The sequence below is a fragment of the Chryseobacterium sp. GM_Chr_2 genome, from assembly GCF_026540445.1.
In the GTDB taxonomy this organism is placed as follows: Bacteria; Bacteroidota; Bacteroidia; order Flavobacteriales; family Weeksellaceae; genus Chryseobacterium.
The window spans coordinates 18,443-44,578 of sequence record NZ_JALNUD010000006.1 but is presented as its reverse complement, the minus strand read 5'-3'; the positions used below and the strand labels follow the sequence as shown (position 1 = coordinate 44,578).

The 26,136-nt window shown below is 34.8% G+C and carries 22 protein-coding genes; 3 read left to right on the top strand and 19 right to left on the bottom strand.

Annotation, left to right across the window (positions count from 1 at the left end; genetic code table 11):
* Position 1 precedes the first annotated feature (1 nt).
* The 18 genes from OXQ85_RS11015 to OXQ85_RS10930 form a co-directional block, all read right to left on the bottom strand.
* Entirely contained in the window at positions 2-637 is a 636-nt protein-coding gene (locus OXQ85_RS11015) for a hypothetical protein (RefSeq protein ID WP_267404492.1), read from the bottom strand.
* Positions 603-1,229: an outer membrane lipoprotein carrier protein LolA gene (locus OXQ85_RS11010; protein WP_267404490.1), complete on the bottom strand. Its 627-nt coding sequence runs from the start codon at positions 1,227-1,229 to the stop codon at positions 603-605. Before OXQ85_RS11010 ends, OXQ85_RS11015 begins: the two co-directional genes overlap by 35 nt.
* Positions 1,222-1,977, bottom strand: a complete 756-nt coding sequence (locus tag OXQ85_RS11005; protein ID WP_267404488.1) for a polysaccharide deacetylase family protein — start codon at positions 1,975-1,977, stop codon at positions 1,222-1,224. The genes OXQ85_RS11010 and OXQ85_RS11005 overlap by 8 nt, the downstream gene beginning before the upstream one ends.
* 142 nt (positions 1,978-2,119) lie before the next feature.
* Positions 2,120-3,181, bottom strand: coding sequence for a beta-ketoacyl synthase N-terminal-like domain-containing protein (locus OXQ85_RS11000; protein WP_267404486.1), 1,062 nt, complete (start codon positions 3,179-3,181; stop codon positions 2,120-2,122).
* A complete protein-coding gene (locus tag OXQ85_RS10995) occupies positions 3,178-4,377 on the bottom strand; it encodes a beta-ketoacyl-[acyl-carrier-protein] synthase family protein (RefSeq protein WP_267404483.1) in 1,200 nt (399 codons plus the stop codon). Before OXQ85_RS10995 ends, OXQ85_RS11000 begins: the two co-directional genes overlap by 4 nt.
* An 83-nt stretch (positions 4,378-4,460) precedes the next feature.
* Positions 4,461-4,718 carry a phosphopantetheine-binding protein gene (locus OXQ85_RS10990; protein ID WP_034672593.1) on the bottom strand — a complete coding sequence of 86 codons (258 nt, stop codon included), beginning with the start codon at positions 4,716-4,718 and terminating at the stop codon, positions 4,461-4,463.
* Between the two features lie 106 nt (positions 4,719-4,824).
* Positions 4,825-5,364 carry a 3-oxoacyl-ACP synthase gene (locus OXQ85_RS10985; RefSeq protein WP_267404455.1) on the bottom strand — a complete coding sequence of 180 codons (540 nt, stop codon included), beginning with the start codon at positions 5,362-5,364 and terminating at the stop codon, positions 4,825-4,827.
* A gap of 10 nt (positions 5,365-5,374) precedes the next feature.
* Entirely contained in the window at positions 5,375-6,544 is a 1,170-nt protein-coding gene (locus OXQ85_RS10980; protein WP_267404453.1) for a beta-ketoacyl synthase N-terminal-like domain-containing protein, read from the bottom strand.
* Complete coding sequence (locus OXQ85_RS10975) at positions 6,544-6,963, bottom strand: acyl-CoA thioesterase (protein ID WP_267404450.1); 420 nt, start codon at positions 6,961-6,963, stop codon at positions 6,544-6,546. Before OXQ85_RS10975 ends, OXQ85_RS10980 begins: the two co-directional genes overlap by 1 nt.
* Positions 6,953-8,221, bottom strand: coding sequence for an ABC transporter permease (locus OXQ85_RS10970; protein ID WP_267404447.1), 1,269 nt, complete (start codon positions 8,219-8,221; stop codon positions 6,953-6,955). The genes OXQ85_RS10975 and OXQ85_RS10970 overlap by 11 nt, the downstream gene beginning before the upstream one ends.
* Entirely contained in the window at positions 8,208-8,963 is a 756-nt protein-coding gene (locus tag OXQ85_RS10965; RefSeq protein WP_267404444.1) for an ABC transporter ATP-binding protein, read from the bottom strand. Before OXQ85_RS10965 ends, OXQ85_RS10970 begins: the two co-directional genes overlap by 14 nt.
* On the bottom strand, positions 8,964-9,959 hold the full coding sequence (locus OXQ85_RS10960) for a BtrH N-terminal domain-containing protein (RefSeq protein ID WP_267404441.1): 996 nt from the start codon (positions 9,957-9,959) through the stop codon (positions 8,964-8,966).
* Between the two features lie 51 nt (positions 9,960-10,010).
* Positions 10,011-10,415: a hypothetical protein gene (locus OXQ85_RS10955; RefSeq protein ID WP_267404439.1), complete on the bottom strand. Its 405-nt coding sequence runs from the start codon at positions 10,413-10,415 to the stop codon at positions 10,011-10,013.
* 3 nt (positions 10,416-10,418) lie between these two features.
* Positions 10,419-10,862 carry an ABC transporter permease gene (locus tag OXQ85_RS10950; RefSeq protein ID WP_267404436.1) on the bottom strand — a complete coding sequence of 148 codons (444 nt, stop codon included), beginning with the start codon at positions 10,860-10,862 and terminating at the stop codon, positions 10,419-10,421.
* A gap of 143 nt (positions 10,863-11,005) precedes the next feature.
* Positions 11,006-11,437 (bottom strand): hypothetical protein, encoded by a 432-nt coding sequence (locus tag OXQ85_RS10945; protein WP_267404433.1) that lies wholly within the window; start codon positions 11,435-11,437, stop codon positions 11,006-11,008.
* A complete protein-coding gene (locus OXQ85_RS10940; protein WP_267404431.1) occupies positions 11,437-12,576 on the bottom strand; it encodes a beta-ketoacyl-ACP synthase III in 1,140 nt (379 codons plus the stop codon). The genes OXQ85_RS10945 and OXQ85_RS10940 overlap by 1 nt, the downstream gene beginning before the upstream one ends.
* A gap of 1 nt (position 12,577) precedes the next feature.
* Positions 12,578-13,492: a dialkylrecorsinol condensing enzyme DarA gene (locus OXQ85_RS10935; RefSeq protein ID WP_267404429.1), complete on the bottom strand. Its 915-nt coding sequence runs from the start codon at positions 13,490-13,492 to the stop codon at positions 12,578-12,580.
* 43 nt (positions 13,493-13,535) lie between these two features.
* Positions 13,536-17,189, bottom strand: coding sequence for an MMPL family transporter (locus OXQ85_RS10930; protein WP_267404427.1), 3,654 nt, complete (start codon positions 17,187-17,189; stop codon positions 13,536-13,538).
* A gap of 176 nt (positions 17,190-17,365) precedes the next feature.
* On the opposite strand from OXQ85_RS10930, the gene OXQ85_RS10925 reads away from it, so the two are divergent.
* From OXQ85_RS10925 to topA, 3 genes are all read left to right on the top strand, one after another.
* Positions 17,366-18,505 carry an EpsG family protein gene (locus OXQ85_RS10925; protein ID WP_267404425.1) on the top strand — a complete coding sequence of 380 codons (1,140 nt, stop codon included), beginning with the start codon at positions 17,366-17,368 and terminating at the stop codon, positions 18,503-18,505.
* Between the two features lie 322 nt (positions 18,506-18,827).
* Positions 18,828-22,313: a T9SS type A sorting domain-containing protein gene (locus OXQ85_RS10920; protein ID WP_267404423.1), complete on the top strand. Its 3,486-nt coding sequence runs from the start codon at positions 18,828-18,830 to the stop codon at positions 22,311-22,313.
* 288 nt (positions 22,314-22,601) lie between these two features.
* A complete protein-coding gene (gene topA, locus OXQ85_RS10915) occupies positions 22,602-25,178 on the top strand; it encodes a type I DNA topoisomerase (protein ID WP_267404421.1) in 2,577 nt (858 codons plus the stop codon).
* Positions 25,179-25,558: 380 nt separating this feature from the next.
* Here the strand turns inward: topA and OXQ85_RS10910 are convergent, their stop codons facing one another.
* Positions 25,559-26,038, bottom strand: coding sequence for a hypothetical protein (locus tag OXQ85_RS10910; protein WP_267404419.1), 480 nt, complete (start codon positions 26,036-26,038; stop codon positions 25,559-25,561).
* Positions 26,039-26,136 lie beyond the last annotated feature (98 nt).

Here is a 26,136-nt window from a genome sequence, read left to right as displayed (position 1 = left end):
GTTATTCCGTTTCGGTTATTTGAAATAGTTTTATGTTGATTTTAAAATCTTTATGTTGAAGATTCAAACTATCCGCGAAGATATGTTTTTTTGCATCAAAAGTAAAATCGATTTTTTCCTTATTATTTTTCGTATAAATGATTTGTTTCAGTAAACCATTTTCTTTGTTGAAGAATAAATAGTAAGATTTTTTATCAATTTTTGAAAGATAGATTTTAGAATTTTCATTTTCAAAACTTTCATTTACAGGATATTTTTGCTTTAAAAGTTGTTGAAAATCGTTCTTTAAAAAATTAATAACAATTTTTTTATCTAAATCTGGAAGAACATAATTGAGTTTAAAATCATTCTCTGAAATTTCAAAATCAATTAATTTATTTCCAAAATCAGAAGTCATTGCAATACGGTGCGTTGTTTCGTTGATTTTTTTGATAATTAAAATTCCGCTTACATGGTTTTTATAAATATCCATCTGGCATTTATAAACATAATCTTCATTGGAAGAAAAGTATAAATTTTCAACCGTTTTTTCAGAATTGGAAACAGATTTTACGTCCGTAAGCTTATACGTTTTACAGGAAACCAACAATAAGAAGATCAGACTATAAACTGAATTCTGAAGCAGCAATCGGCGCATTGATCTTTGTGTTTTTGAAAACAATATTTGTTGTATCTCCCGATGCTTCCGTCATATTTACCTGCGAAACTGTTGATTGACCTTTCGGAAAACTCAATTCAATTTGCTTGATATATTTCAGCAATTGAGCCGATTTCGGAGTAAATTTTGCAATGTTGAAATTCGCATTTTTCAGATAAGTCACCGAAAATTCCGGATCGTTGAACATTTGTCCGTTTGAACTTCCAACAATCAATTTATTGATTTTTTCAAAAGTTTTGCTTTTTGCGTCAACCGAAGATTTTTTCCCCTGATCGTTGATGAAAATTTTATTATCCTTAAAAACAATGCTGTATTGATAAGGTTTTGTATACTTCCAGCTTAGCATATTTGGCGTTTTTAAAGACATTTTTCCGTAAGTAACGATGCTTTTGTCCAAAAAATCCATCTTTTTGGTTTGGGTAAAATCGGCTTGTAAAGATTTTATTTCTTTGGTTTCTGATGAAACTTTGGTTACAAATGCTTTTGCTTCCGCTCCCGACATTGCCGTATTTTGTGCAAAAATGAGGCTGGAAAACAATAAATAGGCGAGGACAGCAATATTTTTAATCATTTTTTTGATTTTTTATCATTGAATCAACCGTAAAAGTTGAGTAATTTTTATTCTTCAAAAATACTAATAAATCCACCAAGACATTATATGTTTTTTCCGAAGTGTCGTGAAGTAAAATGATACTTCCTTTTTTTAATCCTTTCGTTACTTTTTGGTAAATTTTCTTCTCATCTTCTGTAATCGTATCTAGTGAACGAACATTCCAGCCGATACTTTTATTGTGAGTTCTTTTAATTGCTTTTGCAATACTCGGATTCGTAACTCCAAATGGCGGTCGATACAAGCTAGTTTTTAAATTCCCGACTTTCAGCATCACTTCATCACATTTTTCAATTTCGTCAACCATTTTGGATGTGGATAAAAAACCTGTGTTATTCGAATGCGACAGGGTGTGATTTCCAACGGTATGACCTTCTGCAATAATTCTTTGAAAAATTTCAGGATATTTTTCAATCTGTTTTCCAATGCAGAAAAAGGTAGCTTTTACATTGTTTTCTTTTAAAATATCCAGAAATTTTGGTGTAAACTCTGTCGGACCATCATCAAAAGTCAGAGCAACTTCTTTGATCTTTGTTCTTTTATGAGTAATACTGTTGACAAAATATCCAAGCATTATATCGAAAGAACCCCAAGCTAAAACTGCTGTAAATCCAAGAAAACAAAAGACATACACCCAGAAAGTACCATGAAACGCATAAATAAAAACGTTGCAAAAAAGATAAAATAGGATAAAAGGGTAATGTTTCATCTTTATTGTTTTTGAATTTTGGTTAAAATATCTACAATTTTATATGCGCAATGTCATTCTGAATGGAGCAAAGTGAAATGAAGAATCTAAAATATAATATAGAGATTCTTCCTTCGTCAGAATGACAAACTTGCGTTAAAAACTAAGCTTTTGCTAATAAAACCAAGCTGTGATCTTTTCCTCCCAAATGATTATAAAGCAGAACATTTTTAATTTCCGCTTTTTTCAAATCATTAATCATCATCACTTCTGGAATCTCCTGATTTTTCAAAATTTGACAAGCCATAAATGTCGAAAAACCACTTGCTGTATTGAATTCTCCACTTAAATGCTTGTAATATAATAACGCAGAATTTTTAAGTAAATCCATTGCTTTTGTATAATAAACATCGGATTTTGAATCTCCGCTAAAACCTAAAATTACAGCATCAATTTCATCATTTTCCAAATTATTTTTAGCTAAAAAATCTTCAACAAATTGTTGAGTTTTTTCTAAATCTAATCTGCTGCTGATTTGAATATCTTTTAATTGAGCATAAGAATTTTCTGTTTTATCCTTTCCTAAAACAAAAAAACTTGCCCCTTCTCCCCAAATGACACCATCTGTTGTTGAGTTCAGATAATCAACGGGAAGATTTTCTTCTTTTTTAATGGTTTTGTTTAATCTGTACAATTCCATTGTCCGGTCGGTTTGTTCGTCTGTTGAACCTACCAAAACGTTTTCCGCTTCATCGTCATTAATCTGCAATTTTGCATCCAAAAACGAAAATTCCAGTGACGAAGATGTGTTTACGTACGTGAAATTGTACGCGTGACATTGCAGACCTAACGCTATTTGTCCCGCAACCGTATTATGTGTGGATTGAATAAAAAACGTAGGAGTCAGAAACTCTTCATTGTTATCCAATACATTTTTCAGAAATTTTTCGGAATCCTGAGAACAGCCCATTCCGGTTCCAACGATAATCGCGTCAGGATTTTCAATTCCTGCTTCCTGTAAAGCATATTTTGATGCTACAGAACTCATTTTTACCGTTTTAGACATTCTTCTGCTTGCTGCAGGCGGAATGAATTCTTTGTAATTGGGTTCGATCGCTTTTAAAACCTGAGGCGAATTTACAGGCTGTAAGTTTTGAAAAAAAATTTTATTTAAAGTGTCCTGAACTGAGATACAGGCTGCACTGTTGATGTAAACTACACTCATGATTTTGAGAAAATTAATGTTGAACAATTTCCTCCAAAGCCAAACGAATTGGAAAGAACATGGTTAATATTTTTCTCTTTAAGCTCAGTTACAGGAGTCAAATCAAATTCTTCCATTTTAGTTTTAAAATTCAAATTCGGAAAAATGATATTGTTCTGAATCGCTAATAAAGAATAAACGGCTTCAATTCCCGCTGCTGCTGCCAAAGTATGACCTGTAAACGCTTTCGTAGAGCTGAATTCCGGAACATTATTTTCTCCAAAAATTCGAATCATTGCAATTCCTTCAGACAAATCATTATTTGGAGTTGCGGTTCCGTGAACGTTGATATAATCAATGTTTTCTTTATCTAAACCTGAAACTTTCAATGCTTTTTCCATGGCTAAATAAGCACCTTGTCCGTTTTCCGAAGAAGCGGTTTGGTGATGCGCATCGTTCGCATTTCCGTAGCCCGAAAGATAGCCTAAGACTTTTTTATTTTCCTTTTTTACGATTTCATCAGATTCCAAAACAATGAAAGCGGCTGCTTCGCCCAGATTCAGACCTTTTCTGTCGTTGTCGAAAGGCGTGTTGTAAGAATCAGTTAAAATCATCAGCGTATTGAAACCATTCAAAGTAAATTTTGAAAGAGAATCTGTTCCGCCGACAATCACACGATCCAAAATGCCATTTTTAATAAGTTTTGCACCCATCATAATCGCATTCGCGGCAGACGAACAGGCTGTACTGATCGTTGAAACCATGCCTTTTAGACCTAAATAATCTGCAATCAATAATGATGAATTTCCCGCATCGTGAGCGTCAATATATTTTTGCTTTTCAGGAAAGTCTTCATAAGTGTAGAAATATTTTTCGGTAACGTCCATTCCGCCAACGCTGGTTGAAGAAATCAGCCCAGTTTTATATTCATTAATGTCGGAAATTCCGGCATTTTCTACAGCTTCTTTTGCAGCAACCATTCCTAATAAAGAGGTTCTTGTTGCGTTGTTATCTTCATTTAACTGAAGTTTTTTAACAAGTTCTTCATTAGACAATTTTATTTCGCCCGTTTTGATATTTCCGACATGACGACTTTCAAACAATTGGATGTCTGAAATTCCGTGTTTTCCGGTTTTTAACGAAATAAAATTTTCCTCCACATTGTTTCCAATGGCGGAAATGATGCCCATTCCTGTTATGGCAATTTTTTGACCCATCTTATTTTATAATGTAACAATGTATCAATTTAATAATGTAACAATATTGGTAAACTGTTAAATTGATACATTGTTAGATTGAATTATTTCGTTCTATTTTCCTCAATGAACTTAGCCATTGTATCGATCGATGAAAAAATTTCCTTTCCTTTTTTAGGATCGGCTAATTTTATTCCGTATTCTTTGTCAAGAAGAACGATTAACTCCAAAGCGTCTATAGAATCCAATCCAAGACCTCCACCGAATAACGGATCTGTATCTTTAATTTCTTCTACTGCAACGTCTTCAAGATTAAGTACTTCGATGATTTTGTGCTTTAATTCTTCTCTTAAGTTTTCCATAAATAAATTTCATTTATAATGTACCAATGTATAAATTTACAATGTAACAATTAGTAATTAGCATTATTTAAAAATTGGTAAACGGGTACATTTTTATATTGTTATATTACGTAGTTAGCAAATATACGAAAGCATTATAACTTTCCTGATAGAGTTCTACCCAGCCACACAATACTTTATCAGCCTTTCCTGAGTGTAAAATCTGTTCTGAGTAATCGTTTAAAAATTTTTCATCAAATTCGTCCAAAACGAAAAAAGCATTCTCTGTTTGCATTTTATGTTTAATACTGATTTCACCAACGCAAATATTCGGTAAAGTATACACAAAAACCGCAGGACTCGGGAAATAATTTTCCTGAGAATTGATGCTTTCCTGATATTTAAAATCTGTGTCTAAACTTGACGATTTATTGGCAAAAACCAAAGCTGTTCTGCTGTGATCTCTGTCTTTTAAAATCATTTCAGAAGCAAGAAAAGCCAATTTGCTTAAGTTATCCATTTTATGAAATTTAGGATAATTTAATTCTAAATTTTTATAAGCTTCTTTCGCAAAATCTGAAAAACTTTCGGTTTGGGTTTCAAAAATAACCTCGTTGTTGATAATGATTTTTGAATTTTCTATGGTGCAAATGTCTGTTTTCTTCATGGTTTTCATTTTAACATTTTTCCAAAACAATTGCTGCATTACACCCTCCAAAACCTGAAGCTGTCTTCAAAATATATTTGATTTCCGCAGGTTGGTTTTCTTTAATAATATTCAAAGGCTGGGAAGTTCCCGTTTTTTCGAAATTTTTTGATGGAATTAGTGTATTATTCAACGCAGATTCCATTGAAATGATACTTTCCAACAATCCTGATGCACCCAAACAATGTCCGTAATAGCCTTTCATGCTGTTTAAAGGAACATTTTGTAATTCCATTCTATTGAAAGCGATGGCTTCCATTTCGTCGTTATATATTGTTGCCGTTCCGTGTGCAGAAATAAAATCGATTTGTTCTGTCGAAACTTGGGCTTCTGTCATTGCATTTTTGATGCTTGCAAACAATCCGTCACCTGTTCTTGAAGGTCCCGAAATATGGTTTGCATCATTAATTGCTGAATCTCCTAAAACTTTAAAACTAAATTTTTCGTTTGAGATTGCTTCATCACTTCGTTCCTCGCAATGACCTGTGATATAAACCGCTGCAGTTGCTTCGCCGATGTTGATTCCATTACGGTTTTTGTCGTAAGGTTTACAGATTTCTGTCCCGATGGCCTGAAAAGAGTTGAATCCTGAAATCACAAATTCTGAAATTTCGTCTCCGGCAATGACAAAAGCATCTTTATATTTTCCTGTCTGAATCATATTTTTCGCAACAGAAATCGCCATCACTCCGGAAACACAGGCATTAGAAACAACAATCGGTTTTGTTTTAAACCCGAAAAAATCAGCAATTTTTTGAGCTAAATTCGAAAGAAAAACACCTTCGGGTAAAGTCTCTTGATTTTTTAATAAGCTGATATTTCCTTTTGTTGTTGATAAAATAAAAGCTGTTTCGTCTGAAATCTGATGTTTTTCAACTAATGGTTTTAAACTCAACAAAAACATTTTTTCAAGTATTGTGAATTCAACATTGTCATTCTGAGTTTCGTCGAAGAATTTATTAAATTCAACTTCAAGTTTTTCAGAATTAATCATTGAAGCGTAAAAAGGCTCCTGATTTTCTATAATTTTATGTAAAGCTACGCCTGATTTTCCTTCCAAAAGAGCATTCCAATTAGAAGAAACATCAAAACCTAAAGGTGTGACGCAGTTGTAATCTGTAATGTAAATTTCCTTCTTCATTATAATCCCATTTTATCTTTCCAAGCCTGAAAAAATTCAGGATTATATAAACATAAATTATTGTCAGAGTCCAAGAAGACCTGAATCGTTTCTCCTGAACAGACCAGTTTATTTTCTTCGTTAAAAAGCTCATATTTGTAAATTAATTTCGCTGAAGTTGAGTTAACGAAAGTGGTCACAATCTTGAATGTTTCGCCATATTTTAATGGTAGAAAATGTTCGCAGGTGCTTTTTACAATTGGTGTAACGTAACCCGCTTTCTGAATATCAAGATACGTTAAACCGTGCTGTCTTCCGAAAGCTTCTCTCCCGTCTTCGAAATACACGATGTAATGCCCATGCCAAACAATTCCCAACGGATCTGTTTCGTTGAACCTTACTCGAACGACTTCTGTACAAGTTAAATCTTTAGACTGCATTTTGTTTTCTTTCGTAAATTAATGATATTCCGACCATTGCAAGATAGAATAAAAATAAGAAAATCAATTCTTTTGCAATTCCGCCGATTCCGCTGTTTCTTAAAATAATGTCGTAATAAGCGTTTAAGCCCCAATTCATTGGTGAGAATTTCGCCACCGACTGCATAAATTCAGGCATTAAAAATACTGGAACCCAAATTCCTCCGATGGCTGCCAAAACAACAACCGAAGTCGCTCCAAATGGGGCAGATTGTTCCTGAGTATCGGCAACTGTTCCTAATAAAACTCCGAATCCAATCGCTGCCAAACCTGAAAATAAGGTAACAACAATTAATTGGAACATTTTTCCTGTAACATCAAATTGCGGTAAATCCATGTATGGGAAAAGGTAAATTCCTACTGCAACCATCAATAAAAATTGAATAACACAGATGATAAGGTAAGTAAATGTTTTTCCTAAAATATGGATGAAATAAGGTGTCGGACTGATTCTCGCTCTAACGCTCGTTCCCTGACTTTTTTCTTTAACTAAATTAATAGACAAAGGCACAACAATAAAGAAAATAGCAAACAAAGCCCAAGCCGGAACGTTATGCTGAACGGAATTCGGAATAACTTCCATTGCTCCTTTTTTAGGCGTGATTTCTTTAAAGCTGATCAAATTTTTATTTTCTTCCAAATTTTCTGTCGTTCCAAGCTGATCTTGGAAAGCTTTGTAAATTTTTTTATTTTCGATCTCAAAAACCATTTTGTTCACGGCATTCATCACATTGTTTTTGAAGCCGATATTGGTTGCCGGATCAAAATACAGATGAATATCTTTCGCTTTTGAAACCGTTTTCTTTACGGCGGAAGAATCTGTTTCCAAACCAAATGAACTCACGATGGTCTGAACCTTAGAATCAATATTTGAATTGATATCTTTCGTTAAATTTTCGGGAATCACAATAGCCATTTGGTAATCTCCGCCAAAAACAGCATCTTGTGCAGACTTTTCGGTGAAATTGGTTAAAAGTTCAAAGCTTTTACTGCGCTCGAGTTCCTGTTTTATATTTTTTGAAACCTCAGATTTATCATTATCAATAAAAATGATTGGAATTTTTGAGCCTTCCAGATTTTTAAAAGTGGAATCCTGAATTAAAGTGATCGTGATAATCAACAATAATGGCATCACGAAAATAATGACAATTCCTCCGATATCTCTTTTCAGTAAAAGGACTTCTTTAACGAAACTTCTCCACAATTTATACAACAACATCTCTTAATTCTTTTCCGGTTAATGAAATGAAAACATCTTCTAAATTTTCGGCACTTGCCACTTTGCTCACCAATTCTTCAGGCGTTCCGACTGCATGGATTTTTCCGTGGTCGATGATGGCAATTTTAGTGCAAAATTCCTCCGCTTCCGAAAGGTGATGCGATGTGTAAATGATACAAGTTCCTTTTTTATTTAAATCCAAAAGATGGTCAATAATTGCTTTTTTTGACTGAACATCAACACCAACGGTTGGTTCGTCAAGAAATAAAACTTTAGGATTATGCAGCGTTCCCGCGATCAGATTGCAGCGACGCTTCATCCCTCCTGAAAACTGTTCTACTTTTTTATCTGCAAATTTTGATAATCCCATAATTTCCAGAGATTCATCAATGGCATTTCTTAATTTTTTATGGCTTAAACCGTACAGACTTCCGAAATACATTAAGTTTTCTTTGGCTGTCAAAGTTGGGTATAAAGCATATTCCTGAGGAACAATTCCTATGATTTGTCTTAATTTAAAACCATCTTTTTGAGGCGATAATCCATTGATTTTAAAACTTCCCGAAGTTGGTTTTACCAAACCAGAAAGCATGGAAATCAACGTTGTTTTTCCTGCTCCGTTTGGGCCGAGAATTCCGTAGATTTCGTCTTTTTCAATAGTCAACGAGATATCATTTACAGAAAATTCTTCTGCATTTTTATATTTTTTATATAAATTTTTAATCTCAATTAGGTTCTCCATTTAGATCGCTTTTCTCAGTTTTTTATAGAAGGCTTCTTCCCGATCTGCAATATGAAGCATTGTTTTCGAAAGCTGATTGTAAATATCACTTTTCGAATTTCTATTTTTATAAACTCTCGCAATATCCACCGCGAAATCTCTCCAAAGATCACCAATCGCTGTAATTTCCTTAGATAATTCCTTTAATTGATCGTTTTTAAGAATCACCGCAGCTTCCTGTAAAAATGCTCCGTAAATAAATCTGAAACCGCCGCCGCCCGTTCCAATTTCTTCCTGCATTCTGATCAACTGTCCCAAATAATGATTGGTAACTTTCGTCCCTTTTTTATCCGCCCATTTCGGAATGCTTTTCGCAACCCATCTCATCGCTTTTACACCGATAATCGGAACGGGAGCCAACATATTTTTACAGGTATCTTTAATTCCTTTTTTGATGGCTTCTTCCAGATTTACCTGTTCGGGGATGTAAGTAGGATAGTACATATGACCTTTCGGCGGAAGAGCGCCTTTTGCATATCTTACTTTTTCCAGTTCGGCTTCGGAAAGGGTAGTAACATAATCCATCACCGGATCGCTGATTAAAAATCTGCCGTTTTCTTTTCCATAAACCACTAAATTGTGGGCATTGAAATGGAATTTATATTCTTCAGGAAAATAGGTAAGGTTGAAAACCCCCACCTGTAATCCTGTAGGTATATTTTGATTCAAATTTCTTTCCAATGCTTTTTGTGCATCGGCAGGATTTGAAAATTTTTCTCTTTTAATTTTAATTCCCAGTCTTTTTGCCGCCTTGCTGAAAATAGCACCCGGCATCGGACGATAACTAAATCCCGGAGCGAAATTTACTTTCAAAAAAGGTAAATACACAAAGAACAATCCGGAACCTATTCCGAAAATCATGGGTTCGCTGAGCTTTAACCCCTTGTTTAATAATAAATTAGACGCAACACCGTTTTCGCAATGCGCGGTTTGATGGTGTTCAAAATTAAGTTTCATTCGTAGCTTGATTTTACCAAACCTTCAAGGTTTTCAAAACCTTGAAGGTTTCTATTTACCGTTAAAGTTTTTTAATTCATCCACTGAAATACCGAAAGTATCGGCATATTTTTTCAGTACGGACTCGCTTAGTGTTTTAAAAATTTTCGGTTTTGTATGCCTTTTCACTCGCCACTGCCATATTCCGACGTAGGCTGCAAGAACCTGTAGATCCATTTTATTCAGTTCCATGAAATAAATAATCGGACTTACCTTATTATTGGCAACATCTTGTTTTGCTTCTTCAATTCTTTCGTTAATTAATGCTAAAGATTCATCCAAAGCTGCTTTTTTAGCATCCCAACCGATACTGTTTGCTGTTGTATAGTTATTGTTTTCATCCGTAACATATAAAACTTCAGTCATGTTGGCTGATTTCAGATTGCTCTCGTCTTGAGGAAGATCCTGCTTTTTCATCGGTTATTGTTTTACTTCTTGAATAAACAAATTAATTTCTCCTTTTATCAGTAATTTATCATCAACAAAAGTCTCACAAGAAATCTGACAGATATTTTCAAACTGAGAAATCAATGATGCTTTTGAAATGATTATATCACCAACTTTCGGCAATGCAAAAACTTCAATTTTCTTGATATTGGTAATGAAACCAATAACTTTCGTATCTGTTGCTGGATTTTCGAAGAAACTTTGTCCGAGAATTGATGAACAGGTTTGTGCTAAATTTTCAATTAAACCTGCTTCAACAAATTCGTTGTTGTGAACAAAAATATTGTCTTCTTTTATTTCAAAGGAAGTAATCACTTTCTCTTTAGTCAATTCCAGAATGTAATCTGCCATTAACATCGGTTCGCGATGTGGCAAAAAGTTGTGGATATTGATGATATTTTCTTCCTTGATTTCCATTCAATTATATATTATTTTGAATTAAATTTTAACGCAAAGTTCGCAAAGTTCGCAAAGTTTTTTTGACGGCTAAGCGTTTTTAAGTTCCCAAAGGCGTTTCACTTAGCCAAGATCGCAAAGCTTTTAATTCAAATATTTAAATATTACATTACAACCGTTTTCATCTGCGATTTTGCAATCACCTCATCGTTGATTTTCGTTACGATATCGACTAAAGTTACCCCCATCATTTCATTAATGATAGACACTTCTGAAGTTAGTTTTTCTCCCAATTTCGGCAACTTTATGGCTTCAAAAGTTTTAATAGCACCAATATAACCTGTCGGAGCTTCTTTTCCTAACAAATAATATTTGTAACCGGTGTGTAAAGCCACGCTCTGAGCCTGATGCTCTACCAAGCCGGAAGCCTGAAAAATTCCGTCCTGAACAAAAATATTTCCCTCTTTTACTTCAAATCCTGAAACCAGATAAGACTCAGAATATTCTGCAATGCTGTTTACCATAACAAAAGGAAATCGTTGCGGAATTAGACTTTCCACAAAATTCTGATCAGTTGTGGGTAATTTGTTTTCCATTAGCAAACCGTTAATAAAGCACAAGAATAAGCAAATCTTCCGCTTTCCGGAACACAAAGAAGTACTTTTTCTCCTTTTTTCAGCTTTCCTGAATTCATTAATTGCTCTAAAGCGATGAAAATAGAACCTGCCCCGATATTTCCAACTTCAGAAAGATTATAGAACCATTTTTCCCAAGGAAAATCCAATCCTACCTTTGCAAATTCGTCTTTTAAGCCTTCTTTAAAGTATCCTGACGAAATGTGAGCCAAAACGTGGTCAACAGATTCAGGATCAAGCTGATGTTTATCGAATGATGTTCTTAAACTTTCAGCGCCTTTTACAAGAATATATTTATCTAGAATTTTTGTGTCCTGCTTCAATGCAAAAATTGATTGTTTTAACCATTCGTCTGATGGATAATCTGCCCATGATTTTAAGCTTCCGTCTTCCTGTTTTTCTGTTCCGGCATACATACATGCTTCGATCTCGTGAGCATAAGAATAAAAATCAATGAATTCAATTTTTAAAGAAACTTCGTTTTCTCTCGGCTGTCCTTCCAATAAGAAAGCACCTGCTCCGTCAGAAAGCATCCATCTCAAAAACTCTCTTTTGAAAGCAATGATCGGTCTTTCTTCTAAAAGAATTAAATTTTCGGCTTCATGATTAAATTTATCCGCAGTCATCCATGCAGACATTCTTTCGGAACCTACACAGACTGCATTTTTGTGAACCCCGGCTTTTACAGAAAGGAATCCGTAGTTAAGTGCATTCATCCCGGAATTACAAAGACCTGATGCCGTGTTGATGGCTAACGATTTGTTCACGCTCAGTTCGCCATGTACCATGGATGCATGTGAAGGCTGAATCTGATCGGGTGAAGAAGTTCCTACAGAAAGCAATTCCATATCTTCTTTTTTGAATTGATCATCAAAAAGTCCTTCTACAGCTTTTGCGGCAATCTGCGCATTGGTATGAGTAGGATTACCTTCTTTATCTAAAGCGTAATATCTTGTTTTGATTTTATTGTTTCTTAAAATAAGGGCTTTTGCTTTGGAAGGTGCGTCGTTTATATAACCAAGATACGTTTCCATTTCGTCATTAGAAACCGGCTCATTGGGTAAGTATGTAAATGCTTTTGTTATAAATACGTCGTTCATTCTATTTTAAATTAATTCCTTGTAAATATTCTCTTTGTTTCTTTCTTTTAAACCAAAAGATAGGTGTTGTTAATAAGTGTAAGACCAATACTATAGGTGAAATAACCCATATCGCAGTCATCAAATATACCTTAAAGAATTTGATAAGCAACGGTCGTTTTTCTTTTTTGTTGATAATAAGATTAGACCAAACGGTGAAAATTTTGTTTCCTACTTTTTCTACTCTTACCAAAAATGCCCGGATTTCTACAGCGCCGTTTTTTACCAGGTCGGTCTGTAGGGTATCCATATCATTGTTGCGGAAATGTGTTTCAATAATTCTGCCATATTTTACAGAACCGTTAATTTCTTCATCAGAAACTCCGGCGGCAGGTAAAATTCCCGATTTTTCTTTTTGGCCTCCAATCATCCAGCGAATGACAGTTAAAACACTGGTATAATTATCATGTCGGTCTACCAATGCGATATTTCCGACTAATTTAGCTTTGTAATCTCTTAAATATACCTTCAGTTTTTCCTGAGAAAGCATCCACATATTCCGTGTTCCGGAAATCGTAACAACGGGAGTATCTTTCAAAATTTTCTCAGCATATCCGCTTTTTAAAAATGAAATAATCGGAATTGAAGGCGTTAAATACCAAACTTGATATCCGAAAATAATAAGATCATATTTTTTGTTCAGGATATCTTCCGATGGCGAAACGATCTCACTGGGGATTTGCAAATAAGATTCCGGAAAGGTATTGAAAAATACATCATTTGGCCAGGGAAACGGAAAGTCTTCCTTCATTCTGATGTTATAATAAGTTACGTTATATTCATCCTTTTTGGCTTCAAAAGGCTGAGCTACATTCCGTACAATGTCTTCCAGCTGTCCGGTTTGTGTGTAATATATAACGAGTATATTTTTCTGCATTAGTTTTTATTAAGGGTTTACAAAAATATGCTTTTCATATTTATTATTTATGACTAAATACTTTTAATGATTCAGAACTAAACTTTAGTGTAAAATTATCAGTCTTGAATGAATCTGAGTTAACATTTACAAAAATGATAGTTTCAGGAAGTTCTGTAACGGTATTAAGATCAAAATTTTCGTCTGAAACCAGAAGCACATCGATCTTTTTAGTGATTTCTGTGGTGTTTTTTATATAACTAATTTTTCTTCTTTTTACCAAATACGTTTGTTCTGCTGTTTCTCTTCTTTCATCGTTAGTTATTAAGGTAAACATTCTTCGGCTTGCCTGCTGAAGGGTTAACAAAACATCTTTCTGCCCATAATCATTCGCAAAATGCAAAATATTGGCATCATTTGGAATGTGCTTATTGAGTTCAAAATAAACCGATTTGTTTTGATTGAAATCATTTTTCACTTCCTGTACCACTTCATTATCCTTATATAAATAACTTAAGAGTAATTTTTTCTTAAAATAATTTTCATCTTCAAACTCTTCTCTCATTTTGGCGAATTCTTCACGGAAATAAGCGTTGATTTTTTTCGTCCTTTCAGAATAATTTTTACCAAAACTTACGTCGTCTTTATGAATCCTGTCGCCAACTTTTACAGTAATCTTTCCGTCGTAAATTACAAAATCACCCTTGGGTTGCACTTCAGAATTTCCGTGAATGTAGATCGGAACAATATCCAGTCCAAATTCTTCCGCAATATAAAAAGCTCCTTTGTGGAATCTTTTCACATCATTTATGTAAGAACGTTCAGCTTCCGGAAAAACAACCAGTGAATATCCCTGTTTCACTTTTTCCTTCAATTGATCCATCCCGTTTTCGATTCCCTGTGAAACGGGATAAAAACCTAAAGCTCTCACCAATTTTCCGAAAACAGGAGAATTGTACACCCAATCATTCACCAAATAAATAATTTTATGAGTCGTCATCGCCAAAGCCAATGTATCTAGAAATGAAGTATGGTTGGCTATAATAACTGCAGGCTTACTCAGATCTTCATTTGGATTTTTAATGAGCTTCTTCTTTACAAATGGATTCGTATATAAGACAGAAGTTAAAAATTTAGCCAAAATTAATTTTATAATGTCTAAAGTTTTTCCTTTGGAATTTTTAACAAAAATGCTTCCAATGGCAGAAAATATCAACCCTCCCAATCCGTAATATAAGAATGATAAAACAGAATTTAATAACATTCTGAAAGTGATTGGCGAGAGGCCTCTTTTTGCTCTGTTTGTAATTAATAATCTAAACCAAAAAGGATATAATGTTGATGTGATAATGATTACCGAAAACATTCCGATCAAAGCGACTAATGCTAATGAATGTAAAGCCGGATGTTTCGCGAAAATCAAAGAACCTATCGATAAAATCGTTGTGAAAACCGCCAAAATAATAGAAGTTCTGTATGTTGGAAGTTCGTTTTTACCATTTGTATGCTCTTTCTGCATTGCTTGTGTCAGGAAAATACTGAAATCGTCTCCAACTCCGAAAACTAAAGTACAAACAACAGTGCTGAAAATATTCAATTCTAATCCTAAGAAATAGAGAATTCCTGCTGTAACAACTCCCGTTAAAACAATTGGGAACATCGTTAAGACAGTCAATTCAAAATTTCTGAAGAAAACAATAATCGTTAAAACAATTGCTAAAAGAGAATAATTGATTAATGTATTAAAATCATTTTTCAATAAACCTAAAAAGTTTTCATTCATTTGTTGGCGGTCGATTGCCAAAGCTTCATGATTCTTTTCAACATCTTTTATGAAGGCATCTCTTTTCTTTTCATCAACTTTTACAACATTCGAAACCGTATAAAAACCATTTTCCTGACTTAAAAATTCTGAAATCTGTAGGGCTTTTACTTTTTCGTAATCTTTTAAACTTAATGTAGAATAATCTTTATTTAAATTTTCATTAAACTGATCAAATGCAGAACTGTTGAACCCAAATTGATTTCCGTTTTTAATTAATTCAGAAATCGTTTGATTTTTCTTATTCACATCCCAGAATTTTTTCCACTCTTCAATTCTTTTTTGTTGATCTTTTTCGGATAAAACAACATTTCCGAGCGAATTGTAACTTAAAATTTTTCCGTCTTTCTTTTCTTTTTCTAAAAATTGGCTCAATTGAGAGTTTCTCGCCAAAGCTTGTTCTTCAGAATCTCCATAAGAAATCGTGTAAATGGATTTTGAAGTGATGTCTGAAAGTTTTTCCAGTTTTGCTTCACTTATCTTTAAATCTTTCGGAATATAATTTAAATCACCAATGTCTTCATTAAAACCAACATGTCTGAAACCAAATAGACAAGCGATAATAATGACTGAACAGATGATAATTAAAGGTTTATTCTTTTCGTAAGGATAAGACCCAATTTTATCAATAAAATTGGTGTTGACTGCCTTTTCTTTCGCCTTAGGTTTGTATAATTGCGGAACAATAATCAAAGCGGTAATTGATGATAAAATCACTGTAATAGCTGCAAAAAGCCCCAAATCTTTCAATGCTTCAGAACGAACAAAAACCAAGCATAGAAATGAAACTGCCGTTGTTGCGCTACTTAAGACAATTGGTTTGGTAATTTCTTTGTAAAGCTCTTCAATATTGTTGTTGTGTTTGTAGTGCGTGAGAATATGCAAGGCGTAATCAATCGTAATTCCGATCAAAATGGCTCCGACGCTTAATGAAATGGCGGAAATTTTATCTTTAATGAAGTATAAAATCAACAAAGCGAGTAAAACGGAGAATACTGTTGGAAGAAAAACAATAATCGGCGTGAAGATATTTCTGAAGTAATAAATCAACAATAATAAAAGTACTGTCATCGAAATAATAACAGTGTTCTGAATATCTTTTTTGATTTGTTGAGCATTCGCAACCGCAATTACAGGTGAACCAAAATAGCTGATTTCCGTTTTTCCTTTGAATTGTTTGTTGAGATTGTCTTTTATTTCGTTTAATTGATTGACAAATGATTCGTTGGCTTTTGTATCGTTGCTTTTATTTTTCGGATCGATGAAAAGCAGAAGATTTTTTCCGTCTTTGGTAACGATGTAGTTGTCTTCCAGCTTGAAATCTTTGCTGATGTTTAAAGCATTCAGTTTTTTAATACCGAGAAAAGTAATTCCTAATGGATCTTTTTTGATGAATTCTTTTGTGACTAAACTCGTCGGCGAAACTAACGAAACATAATTATTTTCAACCTGTTTGGCGATGCTGTCTTTCTGGAGTTTTCTTTCAATTTCTTTGTAATCGGTTTCATTTAAGAACAAAGGGAGATTTTGATTCACGAAATCGAAGGTTTCCGAAATTTCATTATCATTCACCTTTCCCTGAACCGAACCGATGTACTTTTGTAAAGGCTCAATTTTGATTAAAAAAGTATCAGCAGTTTCCGAAAGCTGAAAACTTTCTTCTTTGGATTTGTTTTCAATAATAACGATGATTTTGTCGGAAAAGTTGAGCTGCTTCAGAACTTTTGCCGTAAGATCCGACTTTTCATTTTTAGGAATAATCTGATTAATATCTTCCTCAAAATTAATTTTTGAAGCAAAAAATCCGCACAAAACGGCGATTCCAACTGCAAAAAATACAGATAGAAGCTTGTTTTTGGCGATCAGATAGTATAAAAATATAAAAAAACGATGCATTGCATTATGAAAATCAAGTTTGCAAATTTAATTTTTTCAGGAGTAGTTCAAAATGTTTTAACAATAAGTTTGTCTGAAAATCAATAAAATATTTTAGGCGAAATAAAAAATAATCTACTTTTGCAGAAGTTCCTTTTGATGAAAAAATATTTATTAAAGATTCATAATAAAAAATAATGAGTTTATTACACCCGTATTTCCTGATCATAATCTTTTTCTTATTGATATTTAGCTTCCAAGAAGTTTTTAGAGGTAAGGTAGATAGAAAGTATCTGTATCTTCTAGGTGTTTTTATGGTACTTGTTGCGGGATTGAGAAATAATGTAGGCCCAGACTACGGGAGTTATCGTGGGATTTACATTTACTCAGATACGATAGATTACAGCAGTATTATTGTCAAAGGGTTGCACCTCACCCCTTCCCAATCTGTGGATGTGGAGTGGTTGTATGTGCTTATCAATAAGATTCTCTTAAATGTTTTTGATTCCCCTTATTATATGCTGACGCTGGTAATCGCTGCCTTAGCGGTTTTCTTTAAGCTTCAGTATGTGGAAGATAATACGTTTTATCCTTTTACTTTTCTTTTGTTTATGTTTATTCCTGGTTTTTTTATTGGGGAAAGTGGGCAGATTAGACAGAATTTAGGGGTTGCCATTGGGTATTTTGCTATTAGATTTATTAAAGAGAGGAAGTTATTTTATTTTTTGCTCTGTATTTATCTTGCGGGAGGTATTCATAATATTTGTTATGCGTTTCTTCCGATGTATTGGGTGGCACGTATTCCGGTGAATAAAGGTATTATGCTTGGATCAATTATTGCGTCTATCATCATGTCGCCATTCGAAGTATATCGAGTTTTTGGTAGTTTCTTAGATAGTATTGCATCAGATAGTACGGTTGTCGGTGGTTTTAATGCTTATATGGAAGAAAGTGTAGAAAGGCTTAATGGAGGAATTGGGATTCCCGAATTAATGACTGCTATCCTTACCTTTTTCCTTTTTGTGTATGACACGAAGCTCAAAGAAAAATATCCATATTATGAATATCATAGAAATTATGCGCTTGTCGGGATTTGTTTCTTCTTTATTTTTAGAAATAATCCGGTTTTCTCGTCGAGATTGGTAGGTGCTTTTACGGGCTTAGGACTTGTGATTATTCCTAACTCGATGTATGTGATTTCAAAACAGAGTAAAATCATGGTATATGCCTTTATTATATTTATGGTAATCTTTAACTTCTTAGTTTTTGCAAGTTTCAGAAATATTATCGCGGGTAGATTTACCATTGATCTTTATCAGAATTTCTTACTTCCTTAAATTGATTTATTTCTTTAAAAGATATTCAAGACAGCATTTCACGTGCTGTTTTTTTATTTGAAATTGAATATTGTAAATGTTTTATTAGTTTTTGATTATTAATATTTATTTATATTGATTTTAATAATAAAAAATTCAACCCATATTGCTGTATTTTTGCATTGCTCAAGTTGGAAAGTGTGGTATCTGCATATATAATTTAATAATTATAATTTTTTGTGTCCATAAATCGTTTATTATCAAATGATTTATAAAATTAATAATGGATTTTTATTAAAGGCTTAAATGTTGTATTTAGACAAAGAGCACAAAATCAAGGAATATGAAAAAGTCAGTAAAACATTTAGCGGCAACCTGTTGCCTGGTCTCGGTTTTCATGTATTCCCAAAATAAGGAATGGAATGATAGCCCTTCGAAATTTAGTAATTCAAGTATTTCTGGCTTGAAAAACACGGAGTCTTTAACTAAAAATGAAAATTCTCAGCATGGTATTGTAAACTCTACTCAATTTAATCAAAATCAACAAGAAAGACTAAAAGCGGAGCCTTTAGATTGGACGAAAGCTCCCAACAGTTACATTTTTGATCCTTCACAGAATAATGGCGGAATCATAATTCCCGTAGCCAAAGCCTATGCCATGTGGCAGAATAATAAATGGCTGGGGGTAAAAATTCCGGATGGGAAGATGGTTGCTGAGGTATTGTGGGAAGATGTTCATGGGCTGATAAAAACCGGAGCAAGTTATTCTTTGGAGCTCACAGATTCTGCAGAAAATGCTAAAATTAGGGTTCCCGTGAATAAATCTAAAAAGGGGAATGCGGTTGTTGCATTAAGAATCAATGGTGAAATTTATTGGAGCTGGCATATTTGGGTAACGGATGATCCTACAAATGGTTCTACATACAAAAGTTATCCTGGAGTTACACGACAAAGAAGCAACGGAGTTATAGAAGTTATTCCGGATTCTGATTGGAAATGGATGGATAGAAACCTAGGCGCAATAAGCAATTCTATGACTTCTTCGGAATGGAACAGAGGGGGCGGATTGCTTTATCAATGGGGAAGAAAAGACCCTATCCCTTCTTTGGTAACCAAATCTGATGATTTTTACGAAGTAAGCGGAACGATAGGTAGAATTCGCCACCGACAGGCGAAGAATATGACCAACGCCGCTACGATAGATAATCTTACAAAATACGTTACAGTTTCTAATGCTTTGGTTGAAAATAATATGAAGTTGGCGGTAAAAAATCCGTTGAGTTTAATTTATGTAAACAAAGATGACAATACAGGGCAAGCATATTATAATAACAACTTAAACTTGCCTGTCAATTGGTTTGGTAAAGCTTCTGGTATTGCAGATGCACAATTGGGAGAGCTTAATTTATGGTCAGATAATTCTCAGGGAAAAATTATTACCACCAATTATAATGCAGATGCGAATGCAAATCCTTATCGGGATAAGTCTCCTTTTGATCCTTGTCCGAACGGTTGGCGTATTCCGTCTGTCTTAGTAGCTAATCAGGGTTCTACGTCTTATATTGATGATATTAGAATAGATTATTCCCCTTTTGGCGTAAGGACAAACTTGGGTAAGAATACTTTTGAAGCTAATAAGTATCATTTAATTAAACCTACCGATGCGGGAGTTCCGGGATATATGACGGGCTTTAGAGTATATGCCAATTTCGGTTTTGATATGTCGAATGTGGGCGGAAATAATATGGGCGTTTTCCCGGGATCGGGTCAGTTGATTAGAAATGCTCACGAAGGGCAGTATAGTGATGAGCATCATACAGCACTTTGGACGGCTACCATGCCAAGACATTTTGATGCTTCTCCGGCAGTTGGAGCCAGAATGTTGTGGATGATTCCGGATAAAGATCAGCCGGATATTCAGGATCCAAATATTCCGAATGCGAAAGGAAGATTTTTTTATATGCCTTTAATGACAGGGGGAACCTCCGATGCCAATGCGTGTAGATGTATTAAAGACCCGCTATATATTGTAAATAATTACAATTTCCCGACAGAATATTTAACAGCACCGGTAGAATATAGAGAAGGAATTAATAATCCAAACTCGTATCAGATGGTAAAAAATACGGTGGCAACAACGATTGAAATTCCCGTAAGTAAAGCATTTTCGGTTCAAAGTCAATTATTAAATAACCAAACGATTTTAGATCCTTCAAGTTTTAATAATTTAAAAGCTAATGTTCTTTGGACTACGAATACGGCATTGGTTGGCGGTTTATCTATTGTGAATCCTGCGCCAAGTTCAGTAACGGCACTTGCCAACTCAAAAATTTCAGTGGTTATTAATCCGAATCAAAGCGGAAACGCTGTTGTTACGCTTCACAACGGAAGCATCACAAATCCTGTCTATTGGTCTTGGCACATTTGGGTAACCGATACTCCGATTGCCTCAAAACCTTATGTAACGGAGCTGCCTTTGAATATTACGAACTATGTAAATTACGTTACTCAGGGATATTCTGTGCTTCAAACTGAATTTATGGATAGAAACCTTGGAGCAACTGATGCTTTCCCTTTAGTGGCAAATCCTCTTACGCCAACAAGTGCAGAATTATTGCAAATCAGAGCATCTGCAGGATTGCATTATCAATGGGGAAGAAAAGATCCGATTCCTATTTTACAAAACGCAGATAACAGAAGTTCGAATTCAATATTTTTAGGTAATATGGGAGCGAGCGGAAGCCTTACTTACACTACATTGAATTATGCAACTTATAATAATTTAGCGGGAAGCTATATCATTCCATATAACACATATTCCAACGCAGCCAACGCGAATGTGTTAACAACCGATAAGCCTTCAGAAAAAGTAGCTAAAGTATTGTCTTATTCTGTGAAAAATCCTTTAGTGTATATGATTCCGAGTACTTATGCTGCGTACAATTCAGCGCAGCCGCTTTATACCAACGGAACCGACTGGTTGGCAACGGAGCCTAATTTAGCTTCCGACAGATGGGGTAGAGGAGGACCAAAATCGCCATTCGATCCGTGTCCGGAAGGTTGGAGAATTCCTGATGTTACAAGTGTTTCTATAGTTTCAAATCAAGACTTTGGTCATTCACCTTGGTACAAAAAAGGCAAAAATGCAGCAAGTTGGTGGAGCGTGCTTACAGATTATCTCGGAGTGCGCGTGCGAAACAGCACCTCTACAACCATTGGGTATATGTATAACGATCCTGCTTACAGCGTCGGAAGTTATCCTAATTCAGGTTCCAGAGGAATTCGAAGTGTTATCGGAAATCAAACAGCACAGGGTACTTATAATGTGATCAACTTCCAGTATCCGGGAATCTGGACGGATGCTTTAAATTCAAATTACCTTGGAAGGCCGGTTAATATTATGTTTGATGCAGCTTCTACGGCCAACAGAATGATTGCTTACAATGATAACAATGATCCATACTTTGGAATGAACTGTCGTTGTGTGAAAATGAAATTCGAGGCAAACGGAAGCGAAAGCGGCCCAATTCCTAAGTTGCAAATTACTTCATTGCCTCTAACGAAACCATCAGCTGTTTTAAAAGCGGTTGAGGTCGTAGATCAGGTTAAAGAAAATAAAATCTCTCTTTTCCCAAATCCTGTGAAAGATATACTTTATATAAAAGCTCCTGAGGAAAGAGGATATTTTTTTCAGGTTTACAATATGTCCGGACAAATCGTAAAATCCGGAGAGTTTGAAAACGGAAAGACCGATCTTTCAACATTGGTTTCCGGTGTGTATCTGGTAAGGGTAAACTCCGATACAATGGTAAAGATCATCAAGCAATAAGTTAATTAATTGATTAATGTGAAAGGGATGGAATATTTAAAATATTTCATCCTTTTTTATGTAAATGAAATTTCCCCGTCTATCATCATTGAAGAAAATTTCTATATCAATGGTTAAATTTCAAATTCAGGTGTTTTATTTTTTAGCCTAAAATGCTTTAATGAAAGGGTTTGATGAGGTTCCGTTCTTTTTAATGGATCTTAATTAAATGATATTCATTTTTAAATTAAACTCAGATTACAAAACCTATATAATAAAAAAGCTTTACTTTTGCAAAAAATTTTTAGAATGTCGAAAAATTTAGTAATCGTTGAGTCACCGGCAAAAGCAAAAACTATTCAGAAATATTTAGGTAAGGATTTCGAAGTGAAATCCAGTTTTGGGCATATCCGAGATTTACCTAAAAAAGGAATGGGGATTGATTTGTCTACATTCAGTCCGGATTATGAAGTTTCTGCAGACAAAAAGAAATTGGTAACTGAGTTGAAAGCCGCTGTGAAAAAAGCCGAAATGGTTTGGTTGGCTTCCGATGAAGACCGCGAGGGAGAGGCTATTGCATGGCACTTGGCGGAAGAACTGAAATTGAAGCCGGAAAACAGAAAAAGAATCGTTTTCCATGAGATTACTAAAAATGCCATTCTAAAATCTATTGAAAATCCTAGAGATATCGATCAAAACTTGGTAAATGCTCAACAGGCAAGAAGAGTTTTAGACAGAATTGTAGGTTTCGAAATGTCTCCGGTACTTTGGAAAAAAGTAAAACCGGGATTATCGGCAGGTAGAGTACAGTCGGTTGCGGTAAGATTAATCGTTGAAAGAGAAAAAGAAATTCGTGAGTTTACTCCAAAGGCAAGTTTCAAATTAGATGGTGTTTTCTTAAACAAAACCGAGCAGGAAATTGCTGCTAAACTTAAAAAAGACTTCGAAAAAGAAGAAGACGCAGAAAAATTCTTAGAATTAGCAAGAACAACTGAGTTTAAAGTTTTAAATGTTGAAACAAGACCGGGAACACGTTCTGCTTCTGCACCGTTTACCACTTCTACATTACAACAGGAAGCTTCTTCAAGATTAGGATATAATGTAACCAACACGATGCGTCTTGCACAAAGATTGTACGAAGAAGGGTACATTACTTATATGAGAACCGACTCGGTAAACCTTTCTCAAGAGGCTATCGAAGGGGCAAAAAAACAAATCACCTCAGAATACGGCGCGGAATATTCTGCACCAAGAAATTATACTACGAAATCTGCATCGGCGCAGGAAGCTCACGAAGCAATTCGTCCGACTGATTTTGCTGTGAAAAGCATAGGTGATGCACAATTAAACAGATTGTATCAGTTAATTTACAGAAGAACACTGGCTTCTCAGATGGCAAATGCTAAAATTGAGAAAACAGTAATCGAAATCGGAAACGCAAAACTTCCTCAGAACTTTGAAGCGCAAGGGGAAGTAATCATTTTTGATGGTTTCTTAAAAGCGTACGGAATTGTGAAAGCGGAAGATGATGACGATGAAAACAACGATAAATTACTTCCGAAAGTAACGGTTGGTGAAGTTTTAGACTATAAAAAAATTACGGCTACAGAAAAATTCACAAGACCAAGCGCTAGATATACGGAAGCTGGTTTGGTAAGAAAGTTGGAAGAATTGGGAATCGGTCGTCCATCGACTTATGCACCAACCATTCAGACAATCCAAAACCGTGAATATGTTGATAAAAGAGAGATCGATCCGCAGACAAGAGAAGTGGTGAAGATGTCTTTAGCAAAAGATAAAATTAAAAAAGAAGTTCTTGACGAAAAATTCGGAGGGGATAAAAATAAATTCGTTCCTACGGACACGGGTGAGGTTGTAAGTGATTTCTTAACAGATAACTTTAAAGAAATCTTAGATTACGGTTTCACGGCAAGAGTTGAAGAAAGCTTTGACGAAATTGCCAACGGTGACCAAAAATGGAAAGAAATGATGACGGATTTCTACTCAAAATTCCATCCGAGAATTGAAGATGTAGAAGAAAATGCAGACAGAGCAACGGGAGACAGACTTTTAGGTGTTGATCCTAAAACTGGTAAAAACGTTCACGCAAGAATCGGAAGATTTGGAGCGATGATTCAGATTGGTGAGACGGATGATGAGGAAAAGCCAATTTTCGCATCATTAATGGCCGGACAAAACATTGCAACGATTACTTTTGATGAGGCGATGGAATTGTTCAGACTGCCTTTCGACCTGAGTGAAGTAGACGGTCAGCCGGTTTCTGTAGGTGTCGGAAGATTCGGACCTTATGTGAAATGGGGCGAAACGTACATCAGTATTCCGAAAGGTGAAGATCCGCTTTCTGTAGATCAAAAACGTGCCGAAGAGATCATCAATGAAAAGAAATTGGCAGACGCGCCCATTGCTTCTTACAAAGGTGTGCCAATTACAAAGGGAACGGGAAGATTTGGTCCTTTCATTAAGTATCAAAGTATTTTCATTAATGTTCCGAAAAAATATAACTTCGAAAATCTTTCTCAAAGCGACATCAACGAATTGGTAGAAGCTAAGTTGGAAAAAGAGGCCAACCGTTATATTCAACAATGGGAAGCTGAAAAAATCTCAATTGAAAATGCAAGATGGGGTCCTATCGTAAAACATGGAAAGAATATTTATAAAATTCCAAAGAAGAAAGACGATACCAAATACGAAAGCGAAGAGCTGAAAGAAATTTCTCTTGATGAGGTTAAAAAATGGATCACCGACCAAGATCCGAAAGCGTTTGCAGAGAAAAAGAAACCTGCGGCGAAGAAAGCGGCTACGACTAAAAAGGCTACGACAACAGCGAAAAAGCCTGCGGCTAAGAAACCGGCAGCGAAGAAATAAAACTTTATAAGAAAAGCGCAGATTATTAACCTGCGCTTTTGTTTTTATTATAGGTAGCTAAAGATTGTGAGTATGCGAAATCGAAGACGACTTTTATCCACACTATTTGTCATCCTGTAAGGATCTAAGCTCGAATCTTTTCATTAAATAATTAAGTATATAATAATTCTCATCCACCCAAAAACACTCACCACCCAATCTTTTATACTCAAAAACGAGTCTTTTAGGCTGAATAACCAGTCTTTTTGCCTCGTTGTTCACTCTTTGAGATTCGTGGATGAGTCTTTAGGTTCGTTGTTGAATCTTTTACTATGAAAAACGACTCTTTTATACTGGTTGATGAGTCTAAAAGAGTCGTTTTTTAAAATATAAGTCAAAAATTATTCTTTTTTAGGAATCGTTCTGTTTCCTTTTCTTACAAACCGCTGACTAAGATCTTCGTAAATAGGTTTTGCAGTGGCAATTCCTTTGTCGGAAGCTTCTTTTGTGGTTCCGTAATAGAAAAGGGCAGCTGTAAGGGCTTCGCTTCCGGCAAGCATCACGGTATCTTCAATATCGGCAGCCAGCTGGGTTGCCAGATTTCCGAGTGGTGTAAGTGCGCTCACTATAGCTTCGTCTTTTAGAAATTCTGTTTGGTTCATGTAGTTAGGCGTGAATTCAGGATTGGTTTCCATATAGCCTTTTACTTTCTGTACAGTGGCTAATGTTTTGTCGCCCATTTTAAAAAGAGATTTTCTGTCTTCTACGGTTAATCCCTGTAAATAAGGAGCAAGCAGTGCTCTGCAATCCTGTAATTTTTGGTTTACCTCTGCTATTACGTTCAGCGGTATTTCTACACTGATTTGATTTTTTGTGCTCATCGTTTTGTGAATTTTTATTTTAGAAATTAAAAATAATAAATTTTAATATACACTTTACATTTTTTTGAAAAGTTCTTTTTACCATTATCCTCCGTGTT